At 59.9% G+C, this 13,011-nt stretch carries 16 protein-coding genes; 7 read left to right on the plus strand and 9 right to left on the minus strand.

The genetic code is table 11. The features are described from left to right. Positions 1-10 precede the first annotated feature (10 nt). The gene (gene tldD / locus K5R88_RS25455; protein ID WP_008037402.1) at positions 11-1,453 is read left to right on the plus strand and encodes a metalloprotease TldD; all 1,443 of its coding nucleotides are present in this window, start codon (positions 11-13) and stop codon (positions 1,451-1,453) included. A gap of 48 nt (positions 1,454-1,501) precedes the next feature. On the opposite strand, the gene yjgA is transcribed toward tldD, so the two are convergent. After that, positions 1,502-2,026: a ribosome biogenesis factor YjgA gene (gene yjgA / locus K5R88_RS25460; RefSeq protein ID WP_008026892.1), complete on the minus strand. Its 525-nt coding sequence runs from the start codon at positions 2,024-2,026 to the stop codon at positions 1,502-1,504. Positions 2,027-2,134: 108 nt separating this feature from the next. Here yjgA and pmbA point away from each other — a divergent pair, with 108 nt between their 5' ends. From pmbA to K5R88_RS25490, 6 genes are all read left to right on the plus strand, one after another. Next, positions 2,135-3,481 carry a metalloprotease PmbA gene (gene pmbA, locus K5R88_RS25465; protein WP_207285276.1) on the plus strand — a complete coding sequence of 449 codons (1,347 nt, stop codon included), beginning with the start codon at positions 2,135-2,137 and terminating at the stop codon, positions 3,479-3,481. A gap of 238 nt (positions 3,482-3,719) precedes the next feature. After that, on the plus strand, positions 3,720-4,127 hold the full coding sequence (locus K5R88_RS25470; RefSeq protein ID WP_008026896.1) for a hypothetical protein: 408 nt from the start codon (positions 3,720-3,722) through the stop codon (positions 4,125-4,127). Next, positions 4,108-5,484, plus strand: a complete 1,377-nt coding sequence (locus K5R88_RS25475; RefSeq protein WP_226298598.1) for a class II fumarate hydratase — start codon at positions 4,108-4,110, stop codon at positions 5,482-5,484. Before K5R88_RS25470 ends, K5R88_RS25475 begins: the two co-directional genes overlap by 20 nt. Before the next feature lie 27 nt (positions 5,485-5,511). Next, positions 5,512-5,943 carry a hypothetical protein gene (locus K5R88_RS25480; protein ID WP_008026901.1) on the plus strand — a complete coding sequence of 144 codons (432 nt, stop codon included), beginning with the start codon at positions 5,512-5,514 and terminating at the stop codon, positions 5,941-5,943. Position 5,944: 1 nt separating this feature from the next. After that, complete coding sequence (locus tag K5R88_RS25485; protein WP_008026904.1) at positions 5,945-6,556, plus strand: superoxide dismutase; 612 nt, start codon at positions 5,945-5,947, stop codon at positions 6,554-6,556. Between the two features lie 30 nt (positions 6,557-6,586). Beyond that, entirely contained in the window at positions 6,587-7,480 is an 894-nt protein-coding gene (locus K5R88_RS25490) for a ZIP family metal transporter (RefSeq protein ID WP_207285273.1), read from the plus strand. 7 nt (positions 7,481-7,487) lie between these two features. Here the strand turns inward: K5R88_RS25490 and K5R88_RS25495 are convergent, their stop codons facing one another. The 8 genes from K5R88_RS25495 to lptC form a co-directional block, all read right to left on the minus strand. Further along, positions 7,488-7,763, minus strand: a complete 276-nt coding sequence (locus tag K5R88_RS25495) for an HPr family phosphocarrier protein (protein WP_008037392.1) — start codon at positions 7,761-7,763, stop codon at positions 7,488-7,490. A gap of 15 nt (positions 7,764-7,778) precedes the next feature. Next, the gene (rapZ, locus tag K5R88_RS25500) at positions 7,779-8,636 is read right to left on the minus strand and encodes an RNase adapter RapZ (protein WP_008026911.1); all 858 of its coding nucleotides are present in this window, start codon (positions 8,634-8,636) and stop codon (positions 7,779-7,781) included. 2 nt (positions 8,637-8,638) lie between these two features. Continuing rightward, positions 8,639-9,103, minus strand: coding sequence for a PTS IIA-like nitrogen regulatory protein PtsN (gene ptsN, locus K5R88_RS25505; RefSeq protein WP_008026914.1), 465 nt, complete (start codon positions 9,101-9,103; stop codon positions 8,639-8,641). A 12-nt stretch (positions 9,104-9,115) separates the two neighbouring features. Next, positions 9,116-9,424 carry a ribosome hibernation-promoting factor, HPF/YfiA family gene (hpf, locus tag K5R88_RS25510; protein WP_007941242.1) on the minus strand — a complete coding sequence of 103 codons (309 nt, stop codon included), beginning with the start codon at positions 9,422-9,424 and terminating at the stop codon, positions 9,116-9,118. Positions 9,425-9,498: 74 nt separating this feature from the next. Then, positions 9,499-10,992, minus strand: coding sequence for an RNA polymerase factor sigma-54 (locus K5R88_RS25515; RefSeq protein ID WP_032828652.1), 1,494 nt, complete (start codon positions 10,990-10,992; stop codon positions 9,499-9,501). 184 nt (positions 10,993-11,176) lie between these two features. Further along, a complete protein-coding gene (gene lptB, locus K5R88_RS25520) occupies positions 11,177-11,902 on the minus strand; it encodes an LPS export ABC transporter ATP-binding protein (RefSeq protein ID WP_008026918.1) in 726 nt (241 codons plus the stop codon). Further along, positions 11,902-12,450, minus strand: a complete 549-nt coding sequence (gene lptA / locus K5R88_RS25525) for a lipopolysaccharide transport periplasmic protein LptA (RefSeq protein WP_008026920.1) — start codon at positions 12,448-12,450, stop codon at positions 11,902-11,904. The genes lptB and lptA overlap by 1 nt, the downstream gene beginning before the upstream one ends. Continuing rightward, a complete protein-coding gene (gene lptC, locus K5R88_RS25530) occupies positions 12,437-13,009 on the minus strand; it encodes an LPS export ABC transporter periplasmic protein LptC (RefSeq protein WP_226298599.1) in 573 nt (190 codons plus the stop codon). Before lptC ends, lptA begins: the two co-directional genes overlap by 14 nt. Positions 13,010-13,011: the final 2 nt, after the last annotated feature.

The raw sequence follows: 13,011 nt of genomic DNA on the forward strand, positions 1-13,011 counted from the left end.
CGTAAAGCATATGAGCGAGTTGTTGTCCTCAGTCAGTGAACACCTCCTGGCGCCCGGCGGCGTTACCATCGAAAGCCTGCAAGGTGTGCTCGGCGATCTGGCCGGCCCGGGCATCGATGCCGCCGACCTGTATTTCCAGGGGCAGATTTCCGAGTCCTGGGCCTTGGAAGACGGCATCGTCAAGGAAGGTAGTTTCAACCTTGACCAGGGCGTTGGCGTGCGCGCGCAATCGGGTGAGAAAACCGGTTTTGCCTACAGCAATGCCATTACCCTCGAAGCCCTTGGCGCTGCGGCCCGTGCTGCGCGCTCGATCTCCCGCGCCGGGCAGAACGGCACGGTGCAGGCCTTCACCACCCAGGACGTCGCCCAGTTGTACGGGCCGGACAACCCGCTGGAAGTGATGACCCGCGCCGAGAAAGTCGAACTGCTCAAACGCATCGACGTCGCCACCCGCGCTCTCGACCCGCGTATCCAGCAAGTGACCGTGAGCATGGCCGGCGTCTGGGAGCGCATTCTGGTGGCCTCCACCGACGGCAGCCTGGCGGCGGATGTGCGGCCGCTGGTGCGCTTCAACGTCAGCGTCATCGTCGAGCAGAACGGTCGCCGCGAGCGCGGCGGCCATGGCGGCGGCGGACGTACCGATTACCGTTATTTCCTCAGCGACGACCGCGCCATGGGCTACGCCCGTGAAGCGTTGCGTCAGGCGCTGGTCAACCTCGAAGCCATTCCGGCACCGGCCGGTACGTTGCCGGTGGTGTTGGGTTCGGGCTGGTCCGGTGTGCTGTTGCACGAAGCGGTCGGTCACGGTCTGGAAGGCGATTTCAACCGCAAGGGCAGCTCCGCTTACAGTGGCCGTATGGGCGAGATGGTTGCGTCCAAGCTCTGCACCATCGTCGATGACGGCACGCTGGCCGGTCGTCGCGGTTCGTTGAGCGTCGACGACGAAGGCACCCCGACCGAGTGCACCACGCTGATCGAAAACGGCGTACTCAAAGGCTACATGCAGGACAAGCTCAACGCGCGCCTGATGGGCGTCGCCCGCACCGGCAACGGTCGCCGTGAGTCCTACGCGCACCTGCCAATGCCGCGCATGACCAATACCTACATGCTGGCGGGCGAAAGCGATCCGGCGGAAATCATCGCCTCGGTGAAGCGCGGCATCTACTGCGCCAACCTTGGCGGCGGTCAGGTGGACATCACCAGCGGCAAGTTCGTGTTCTCCACCAGCGAGGCGTACCTGATCGAAGACGGCAAGATTACGGCGCCGGTCAAAGGCGCGACGTTGATCGGCAACGGGCCTGAAGCGATGAGCAAGGTGTCGATGGTCGGTAATGACCTGGCGCTGGACAGCGGCGTGGGCACGTGCGGCAAGGATGGGCAGTCGGTGCCGGTGGGTGTCGGCCAGCCAACGCTGAAAATCGATGCGATCACTGTGGGTGGTACAGGATCGTAAGGGATGGAGCTTCGGGTGAGCCGCGTGGCGGCTCACCCGAGAAGAGATTCAACGCAGACCGCGTTGAGTCTCGTCCAGCTCACGGATGTACTTGAAGATTTTACGGCTCGATGCCGGTGGCTTGTTGGTCGCCAGTTCGTGCTGGGCCTGACGGATCAGGGAGCGCAACTGCTGACGATCAGCCTCCGGGTAGTCGAGCACGAACTTCTCCAGGACTGCATCGTCGCCCGCGATCAAGCGATCGCGCCAGCGTTCCAGGCCATGGAAACGTTCGTTGTACTGCCGGGTGGAGGCATCGAGTTGATCGAGCAAAGTCAGAATGGCGTCAGTGTCCTGATCGCGCATCAGTTTGCCGATGAACATAAGGTGCCGTTTACGCGCGATATTCGCGGTGTGCTTGGGCGCATCGCCCAGAGCCCGGCGCAGAGCGTCGGTCAACGGGAGTTTTGCCAGCAAGTCAGGCTTGAGCGTTGTAAGGCGTTCGCCGAGGTCAACCAGAGCATGCAGCTCGCGTTTAACCTGGGATTTGCTTTTTTCTCCCGTATCGAGGGAGTCGTCGTAAGAATCAACCATGGTGGCCGTCCGCAAAGAAACGCCGCCATGATAACCAGTCGGGGGCCGCTTGTCCGGCCCGGTCGCTCGAAGGCCTTTACCGAAAGCAGAATTTGAGTGGAGAACAGCATGAGTGCAGTTGAAAGCGTCGGCCCACAAGCGTTGCCGGCACTGCAAGAACAAGTCGAGCAGATCATCGCTGAAGCCAAGCGTCAGGGCGCCAGTGCCTGTGAAGTGGCGGTGTCCCTGGAGCAGGGCCTGTCCACGTCGGTGCGTCAGCGCGAGGTCGAAACCGTCGAATTCAACCGCGATCAGGGCTTTGGCATCACCTTGTACGTCGGGCAGCGCAAGGGCTCGGCCAGCACGTCGGCCAGCGGTCCTGAAGCGATTCGTGAAACCGTCGCTGCGGCGCTGGCCATCGCCAAGCACACCTCCGAAGACGAAGCTGCCGGCCTGGCGGATGCCGCGCTGATGGCCAAGGATCTGCAGGATTTCGACCTGTTCCATCAGTGGGACATCACACCGGAACAAGCCATCGAGATGGCCCTGAGCTGTGAAGCTGCGGCATTTGCCACCGACAGCCGGATCAAGAACGCCGACGGCACCACCCTCAGCACGCATCAGGGCTGCCGCGTTTACGGCAACAGCCACGGTTTTATCGGCGGCTATGCATCGACTCGTCATAGCTTGAGCTGCGTCATGATCGCCGAAGCCGACGGCCAGATGCAGCGTGATTACTGGTACGACGTCAATCGCCAGGGCAACTTGCTGGCCGACCCGGCGAGCATCGGCCAGCGTGCCGCGCAGCGGGCGGCGAGCCGACTGGGTGCACGTCCGGTGCCGACCTGTGAAGTGCCGGTATTGTTTTCCGCTGAGCTGGCCGGTGGCTTGTTCGGCAGTTTCCTTTCGGCGATTTCCGGCGGCAGTCTGTATCGCAAATCGTCGTTCCTTGAAGGCACCTTGGGTCAGAAGCTGTTCCCGGAATGGCTGACCATCGATGAGCGTCCGCATTTGATGCGCGCGATGGGCAGTTCGGCGTTTGACGGCGATGGCCTGGCGACCTACGCCAAACCGTTCGTCGAAAAAGGCGAGTTGGTGTCCTACATCCTCGGCACCTATTCCGGTCGCAAACTCGGCATGCCGAGCACGGCCAACGCCGGTGGCGTGCACAACCTGTTCGTCACCCATGGCGATGAAGATCAGGCGGCGTTGCTGCGCCGCATGGGCCGTGGCTTGCTGGTCACCGAGCTGATGGGCCAGGGCCTGAACATGGTCACGGGCGATTACTCCCGTGGCGCGGCGGGTTACTGGGTCGAGAATGGCGAAATCCAGTTCGCCGTCCAGGAAGTGACCATCGCCGGCAACATGCGCGACATGTTCAAGCAGATCATTGCGGTGGGTAACGACCTGGAATTGCGCAGCAACATTCGCACGGGTTCGGTGCTGATCGAGCGGATGACAGTCGCAGGCAGCTAACCCGCGACCGCTACACAAAAGGCGCGTCACCCAATGGGTGGCGCGCCTTTTTTTGTGCCCGCATAACACACCTGTAGGAGCCGGCTTGCTGGCGATTGCGGTCAATCAGTCGACATCGATGTTGAATGCCAGATAGCAATCGCCAGCAAGCCGGCTCCTACAAGGGACCATGCTCGGGCTTGTGTTGGTTCTCATTATCATCTAATAATAAATCTCATTACTGAATGAGCCCCGGATCATGAGTTCTGCCTTGCACGAGCAGCCTTACCTCGAAAGCTGGCGCTGGATGAGTCGCCAGATCCGTTGCGGGATGGACCCTGACGAGCCGCGCCTGATCGACCACTACCTGGCCGAAGGCCGGTATCTGGCGTGTTGCACGGCGACTTCACCCTGGACCATCGCTGAAACCTCTTTCCGTTTATTGCTCGACACCGCCGCAGACGTCGCGCTGCCCTGGCACTGGCGAACCTATTGCCTGGACCAGGCGTGGCGCCCGCTGCGCGAACTCGAACGCCTCTCTCTGTGCAAGTGCCGCCTCAAGCGCTGGCAAAGCTACACCTGGCAACTGGCGACCTGCGAGTTGCAGCCTTCGATTCCTCTCATAGAACTGGTGCAAGGATTTTCTGATGACCAAGACACGTATTGAGCGCGACAGCATGGGCGAGCTTCAGGTCCCGGTGGACGCCCTCTACGGCGCACAGACCCAGCGTGCGGTGAATAACTTCCCGATCAGCGGCAAGCCGATGCCCGTGCAGTTCATCCGTGCGCTGATCCTGGCCAAGGCCGCCGCCGCCCGCGCCAACGTCGAACTCAAGCAGATCAGCGAATCCCAGGGCAATGCCATCGTCGAAGCGGCGTTGGGTTTGCTCAAGGACGACTTCATGCAGCACTTCCCGGTGGATATCTTCCAGACCGGTTCCGGCACCAGTTCCAACATGAACGCCAACGAAGTGATTGCCACGCTGGCGAGCCGACTGCTTGGCGAGCCGGTGAACCCCAACGATCACGTCAACTGCGGGCAGAGCAGCAACGACATCATCCCGACCACCATCCACGTCAGCGCTGCGCTGGCATTGCATGAGCAATTGCTGCCGGCATTGGTGCGCTTGGTGCAGGTGATCGAGCAAAAGGCTGAAGAGGTTCACCACCACGTCAAAACCGGTCGCACTCACTTGATGGATGCGATGCCGGTGCGCATGAGCCAGGTGCTCAACGGTTGGGCGCAACAGCTCAAAGCCAACATCGGCCATCTGCAGGATCTGCTGCCGAGCCTGCAATCTCTGGCTCAGGGTGGCACGGCGGTGGGCACCGGTATCAATGCGCACCCTGAATTTGCCGGGCTTTTCAGCCAGCAGTTGAGCAAGTTGACTCAGGTGCAATTCACGCCGGGCACAGATCTGTTTGCACTGATCGGCTCTCAGGACACCGCCGTTGCGGTTTCCGGGCAGCTGAAAACCACCGCTGTCTCGCTGATGAAAATCGCCAACGACCTGCGCTGGATGAACTCCGGCCCGCTGGCCGGCCTCGGTGAAATCGAACTCGAAGCCTTGCAGCCGGGCTCGTCGATCATGCCCGGCAAGGTCAACCCGGTGATCCCGGAAGCCACCGCGATGGTCGCCGCCCAGGTGATCGGCAATGACACGGTGATCACCATCGCCGGTCAGTCGGGCAATTTCGAGCTGAACGTGATGCTGCCGATCATCGCCCAGAACCTGCTGAGCAGCATCGAATTGCTGGCCAACTCCAGCTACCTCTTGGGTGAAAAGGCTATCGCCAGTTTCAAGGTCAACGAAGCCAGGCTCAAGGAAGCGCTGTCGCGCAACCCGATACTGGTCACGGCACTCAACCCGATCATTGGTTACCAAAAAGCTGCGGAGATCGCCAAGAAGGCTTATCAGCAGGGCCGGCCGGTGATCGATGTCGCTCTGGAGCACACCGAACTGTCGCGCAGCCAACTGGAAGAGTTGCTCAATCCGGAAAAGCTCACCGCAGGCGGCGTGTAATCACCGCAACCGCTTAGGAGGCTCACCATGGAGCACTGGAAACGCACGATCGAAAGGGCAAACCGTTGTTTCATGCTGGGCGAATACGTCGATGCCCGCGAGGCGTACTTGCAGGCATTGGCCCTGGCCCAGGTGTTGTTCGAGCGCTGGGCGGATGCCGACGAAGCGGTGGCGGCCTGCGTCATTTCCCATCACAACCTCGCGGACCTGCATTTGCGTCTGAACCAGCCGGAGGAGAGCGCCGAATACCTGTGCGCCATCCACCAGCGCTTGTTGAAGACCATGCAGGACCCGCGACTGGCGCCGGCATTGCGTGAAGCCGCACTGCGTCAGAGCAGCAAAACCTACGTCGAACTGCTGAATTTCATCAGCGAGCATGGCGAATACCCGCGCACTCATCGTTTGCTGCACGTCGATGCCGCGTCGCCCCCTGCGCCTCTACATCATGGAGTCCACTGAAATGGCTTTTAGCTTGCCTGCCTTGCCGTACGCCTACGATGCCCTGGAACCGCACATCGATGCGCAGACCATGGAAATCCACTACACCAAGCATCACCAGACTTATATCAACAACCTCAACGCGGCTGTCGAAGGCACCGAGTTCGCCGAGTGGCCGGTGGAAAAGCTGGTGGCAGCAGTCCAGCAACTGCCGGAAAAGCTCCGCGCGGCGGTGATCAATCAGGGCGGCGGTCACGCCAACCACTCGCTGTTCTGGGAAGTGATGGTGCCCAACGGCGGCGGTCAGCCGGACGGTGAGTTGGCCAAGGCCATCGAAGACCAGTTGGGCGGCCTCGACCGTTTCAAGGAGGCCTTCACCAAAGCCGCGCTGACCCGTTTCGGCAGTGGCTGGGCCTGGCTGAGTGTGACGCCGCAAAAGACTCTGGTCGTTGAAAGCAGCGGCAACCAGGACAGTCCCTTGATGAACGGCAATACGCCGATTCTGGGGCTGGATGTCTGGGAGCATGCCTATTACCTGCAGTATCAAAACCGCCGGCCGGAATACATCAACGCTTTTTACAACGTGATCAATTGGCCCGAAGTCGCTGCGCGCTATCAGGCTGCACTGGTTTAAGTCTTCTATAAAAACAATCCTGGGCGGGCTATGGGCACTGAAACACTGGCGATCGGAAGTGGACGAATGTTTCGTTACGCGTTTGGGTCGCTGTTACTACTGGCGGGCATGAGCCTGTTGGTTGCGCATGGGCTCGCGTGGCTGGACCTTGAGCCGAAACTGCTGCGTGCGTTGCAGGGCGGGGCCATTTGCGCCTTGGGCACGGCCTTGGGCGCGGTGCCGGTGCTGGTGATTCGACGCATGCCCCAGGCGGTCAGCGATACGCTGCTCGGCTTCGGTGCCGGGGTGATGCTCGCGGCGACGGCGTTTTCGCTGATCGTGCCGGGCATTGCCGCCGCTGAAAGCCTGGGGCTGACACCCTGGGCGGCCAGCGGTCTGATCAGTTTCGGCATCATGCTTGGCGCGTTCGGGCTGTATCTGGTGGATCGAAAGGTTTCCGGCGCCTCACCGGAAATGCTCGTCGGCACGCTGGAGCGGCCGGTCATTGCGCCACGGATCTGGTTGTTCGTGTTTGCCATCATTGCCCATAACATTCCCGAAGGCATGGCGGTCGGTGTCTCGGCGGGTGGCGGCATGCCCGACGCCGACAGCCTGGCCATGGGCATCGCCTTGCAGGATGTGCCGGAAGGATTGGTCATTGCGTTGGTGTTGGCCGGGGCAGGGATGTCGCGGGTCAAGGCGTTCCTGATCGGGGCAGCATCAGGCTTGGTCGAGCCGGTCTTCGCACTGTTGTGCGCCTGGCTGGTGAGCCTGGCCGAACTGCTGTTGCCATTGGGCCTGGCGCTCGCGGCCGGGGCCATGTTGCTGGTGGTCACGCACGAAGTCATCCCCGAGTCGCGCCGCCATGGTCACGACAAGCTGGCCAGCCTTGGGCTGCTGATCGGGTTTTGTTTGATGATGGTGATGGATACAGCGCTCGCCTAGGCGAGCGTTATTCGCCTTCGTCGAAGTAACGGTTGATCAAGTCTGTCAGCGCATCCAGCGCTCTTTGCTCGTCTTCGCCTTCGGTGCTGATATAGATTTTGGTGCCTTTGCCTGCAGCGAGCATCATCATTGCCATGATGCTTTTGCCGTCGACCGTTGATTCCGGCGTTCGTCCGACTCTGATCGTGCAGTCTTTGAACTCGCCGGCGACACCAACGAATTTGGCGGAAGCACGGGCATGCAGACCCAGCTTGTTGATGATTTCGATTTCCAGAGCAGGCATCGCGATGTGAATCCTTTAGCTGAGGTCGCGGTGGCGGACCTGGACGTTCTTCAGGGTTTTTTGCAGGGCCTGACCCAGACGTTCGGTCAGATAGACGGAGCGGTGATGCCCGCCGGTGCAGCCGATGGCAATGGTGACATAAGCGCGGTTGCTGGCGGCAAAGCGCGGCAGCCATTTGAGCAGGTACGTGGAGATGTCCTGGAACATCTCTTCGACGTCCGGCTGGGCGGCCAGATACGTGGCAACCGGTTCATCAAGCCCGGACTGATCGCGTAGCTCGGGCTTCCAATAGGGGTTCGGCAGGCAGCGCACGTCGAACACCAGGTCGGCGTCCACCGGCATGCCGCGCTTGAATCCGAACGACTCCACCAAAAACGCAGTACCGGGTTCCGGCTGGTTCAGCAGGCGCAACTTGATGGTATCGCGCAGCTGATACAGGTTCAGGTTGGTGGTGATGACCTTGAGATCGGCGAGGTCGGCAATCGGCCCGAGCAGGCTGGTTTCGTCGTTGATCGCCTCGGCCAGCGAGCGATTGGCGCTGCTCAGCGGGTGACGACGGCGAGTTTCCGAAAAACGTTTCAGCAAGGTTTCTTCGTCGGCGTCCAGGTACAGGACGTCGCACTGGATATGCCGGCTGCGAACTTCTTCGAGCAGTTCCGGAAACCGGCTCAGGTGGCTCGGCAGGTTGCGCGCATCAATAGAGACGGCAACCAGCGGTTGCGCCAGTTCGGTGTGGATCAGCGCGCGTTCAGCCAGTTCCGGCAACAATCCGGCGGGCAGGTTGTCGATGCAGTAATAGCCGTTGTCCTCGAGAACATCGAGCGCGGTGCTTTTACCTGAGCCGGAACGGCCACTGACGATGATCAAGCGCATGATTAGTGCCCGTTTTGCTCGTCCAGGACAACCTGATACAAGGCTTCATTGCTCGGGGCGCTACGCAGGCGATCGCGGACTTCCTTGCGATCGAGCATGCTGGCGATCTGGCGGAGCAATTCAAGGTGCGCATCGGTAGCGGCTTCGGGGACCAGCAGGACGAACAGCAGGTCAACCGGAGCACCGTCGATGGCGTCGAAATCGATGGGGGCGTCCAGGTGCATCAAGGCACTGATGGGCGAGGTGCAACCTTTCAGCCGGCAGTGAGGGATAGCGATGCCGTTGCCAAAACCGGTCGAGCCGAGTTTTTCACGGGCAATCAACGCCTCGAAGACATCTTGCATCTCCAGATCCGGCACTTCCCGGGCGATCAGGTTGGCAATTTGCTCGAGGGCTTTCTTTTTGCTGCCGCCCGGCACGTTCACGAGGGAACGGCCGGGGGTCAGGATGCTTTCAAGTCGGATCATGGGTTGGGAGTGTTAACGACCGGTCGCGCCCTGGAGGAGGCTCTGGGTCTTTTCCTTATGCTTTTTGAGTTGTTTATCCAGCTTGTCGGTCAATGCGTCGATCGCCGCGTACATATCGGTATGTTCCGCGTTGGCGACCACTTCATTGCCGGGAATATGCAGCGTGGCTTCGATTTTCTGCTTCAGCTTTTCGACCGTCATCGTGACCTGCACGTTGGTGATCTTGTCGAAATGCCTCTCTAACCGTTCGAGTTTTTCGCCGATGTAGGTGCGAAGAGGTTCGGTCACTTCCAGTTGGTGTCCACTGATGTTGACTTGCATACAGCTTCTCCTTCGTTGCCAGTGCATAAAGCGGTAGACCAGATGATCTACCACTGGAACGCTGTGGCGTGGCTCTACATCAACCGCTTGCGTTCGCTCGAAGGCGCGATCCCGAGGGATTCGCGGTACTTGGCGACGGTGCGGCGAGCCACCTGAATGCCTTGTGCCTCCAGTAAACCAGCGATCTTGCTGTCACTCAACGGCTTTTTCTGATTTTCCGCGGCAACCAGTTTTTTGATGATCGCGCGGATCGCCGTGGACGAGCATTCACCGCCTTCGGAGGTGCTGACGTGACTGGAGAAAAAGTATTTCAGCTCATATATGCCCCGGGGGGTATGCATGAATTTTTGTGTGGTTACGCGGGAAATCGTCGACTCGTGCATGCCCACCGCTTCGGCGATGTCATGCAGCACCAGCGGTTTCATCGCTTCGTCGCCGTATTCCAGAAAACCGCGCTGATGCTCGACGATCTGGGTGGCAACTTTCATCAGGGTTTCGTTGCGGCTTTGCAGGCTCTTGATGAACCAGCGGGCCTCTTGCAACTGATTGCGCATGAAGGTGTTGTCGGCACTGGTGTCGGCGCGGCGCACAAAACCGGCGTATTGGGCGTTGACCCGCAGCCGTGGCACCGATTCCTGGTTCAGCTCGACCAGCCAGCGCTCGTTGTCCTTGCGCACGATCACGTCGGGGACGACGTACTCGGCTTCGCTGGATTCGATCTGCGAGCCAGGGCGCGGATTGAGGCTCTGAACCAGTTCGATCACCTGGCGCAGTTCATCTTCCTTGAGCTTCATGCGGCGCATCAGCTGGCTGTAGTCGCGGCTGCCGAGCAGGTCGATGTAATCGGTGACCAGGCGCTTGGCCTCGGCCAGCCAAGGTGTCTTGGCAGGGAGTTGGCGCAATTGCAGCAGCAGGCATTCACCCAGGTTGCGGGCGCCGATGCCGGCGGGTTCGAATTGCTGGATGCGATGCAGGACGGCTTCGATCTCGTCCAGTTCGATGTCGAGTTCCGGATCGAAGGCTTCGAGGATTTCCTCAAGGGTTTCGTCCAGGTAGCCCTGATTGTTGATGCAATCGATCAGGGTCACGGCGATCAGGCGATCGGTGTCGGACATCGGCGCCAGGTTCAGTTGCCACAACAGGTGGCTTTGCAGGCTCTCACCGGCGGATGTACGGGTCGTGAAATCCCACTCGTCGTCATCGTTGCTCGGCAGGCTGCTGGCGCTGGTCTGGTAGACGTCTTCCCAGGCGGTGTCGACGGGCAGTTCGTTGGGAATGCGCTCGTTCCAGTCACCTTCCTCGAGGTTATCCACCGTCGGGGCGGTTTCCTGATAGGAGGGTTCTGAAACGTCGGCGTTGGGTTGCTGTTCGGCTTTGTCGGCCAAGGGGTCGGCGTTATCGAAGTCGTCGCCTTCTTCCTGGCGTTCGAGCATCGGATTGGACTCCAGGGCCTCCTGGATTTCCTGTTGCAGGTCCAGGGTCGACAATTGGAGCAGGCGGATGGCCTGTTGCAGCTGCGGTGTCATCGTCAGCTGCTGGCCCATTCTCAAGACTAGCGATGGTTTCATGGCAGGGGCTAAACACCTTATTCGCCGGCGCACATGCGCCATCCACTACAGGGCGCCGAAGCGCCAAACATAAGCAAATTATATGCCCGAAACCGTAGCGTTTGCCTAGAGCGCTGTAACAATAAAAAAGTATTGATTTTTTATCGAGACAAGCGCTCGGGCAGCCAGCCAGACACCTTAGTGCTTACAGGCGGAACTCATGGCCCAGATAGACTTCTTTCACGAGGTCGTTGGCCAGGATGGTGGCCGAATCACCTTCGGCGATCAGTTGGCCATCGTTGACGATGTAGGCGGTTTCGCAGATATCCAGCGTCTCACGGACGTTGTGGTCGGTGATCAGCACGCCAATGCCCTTGGCCTTGAGGTGGTAGATGATCTGTTTGATGTCGCCCACCGAAATCGGGTCCACGCCGGCGAACGGTTCGTCGAGGAGGATGAATTTCGGGTTGGTGGCCAGTGCCCGGGCGATTTCCACGCGGCGGCGCTCGCCACCGGACAGGCTCATGCCGAGGCTGTCGCGGATGTGGCTGATGTGGAATTCCTGCAGCAGGCTTTCCAGTTCCTTGCGGCGATCGGCCTTGTCGAGTTCCTTGCGGGTCTCGAGGATCGCCATGATGTTGTCGGCGACCGAGAGTTTGCGGAAGATCGACGCTTCTTGCGGAAGATAGCCGATACCGGCCTTTGCACGACCGTGCATCGGCTGGTGGCTGACGTCCAGATCATCGATCAGTACGCGACCCTGATCCGCCTGAACCAGGCCGACAATCATGTAGAAACAGGTGGTTTTACCGGCGCCGTTAGGGCCAAGCAGGCCGACGATCTGACCGCTGTCGATAGACAGGCTGACGTCGCGCACGACCTGACGGCTCTTGTAGCTCTTGGCCAAATGCTGAGCTTTCAGAGTTGCCATTACGGGGCCTTTTGCTCGTCGGTTTTCTTTTTCGGCTGGATAACCATGTCGATACGCGGACGCGACTCGGTCACGTTGGTGCCCGTGGCACGGCCTGCGCTGGCAAGCTTTTTGTTGGTGTCGTAGACGATTTTCTCGCCTTGGGTGACGTTACCGTCCTTATCGACAACTTTGGCGCGATCGATCAGCACGACGCGATCTTGCGAGGCGTGGTACTGGATGGTGACGCCCCAGCCCTGAACCGGCTTGGTGTCGCCCGCCGTTTGCAGTTGTTCGAAATAGGCAAGGTTGCCCACCGAAGTCACCACGTCGATGTCGCCCGCAGGGGTGCGGGTCATGGTCACAGTATTGCCTTTAACGATCATCGAACCTTGGGTGATGATCACGTCACCTTTATAGGTGGCAATACCGTTCTTGTCGTCCAGTTGGGCGTCGTCGGCCTGGATGCGGATCGGCTGCTGTTGATCGTTCGGCAGAGCCCAGGCGCTCACGCTTCCCAGTGCTGCGCTCAGGCCGAGCAAAATAGGGAGAGTTTTAACGAGCCTCATACTGTCCTCTTACGTTCGATAGCAGGTGTATCCTGCTTTCTTTCAAATACGCTTTCATTCCCTTGCCAGTCGATACACCGCCAGCGCCGTCGATTCTAACGGGTTGCTCGGTCTGCGCATATTGCTGTTGCGGGAACACGGTCATACGGGTGGTGGTAATCAGGGTCTTGCGGTTTTTCTCGTCGAAACGCGTGATGCGCACCGAGTCGATCAGTTCGACCTGGGTGCCGTCCGGGTTGACCTCGCCGTGTTCGCTCTGGACGTGCCAAGGGAACTGGGTGCCGCGGAACAGGTTCAGGTCCGGGTTGGTCAGCAGCGTCACTTCGGTCGCCTTCAGGTGTTCAACCTTGTCGGACGTCATTTCGTATTGCAGTTTGCCATCCGGCAGGAACTGGACGCTGTGCGCGTTGATCGCGTAGTAGTCGATTTCGCTTTCGTCGACCGTTGCCACAGGCTTGTCGAGGAAGCGCTCCGGGCTGATGTTCCAGTAGCCGACCGCAGCAAATATCGCTGCGATGCAACCGAACATCAGGATGTTGCGAAATTTCTTGCTCAGCATAG

Source organism: Pseudomonas sp. MM213 (assembly GCF_020423045.1).
Taxonomy (GTDB): Bacteria; Pseudomonadota; Gammaproteobacteria; order Pseudomonadales; family Pseudomonadaceae; genus Aquipseudomonas; species Aquipseudomonas migulae.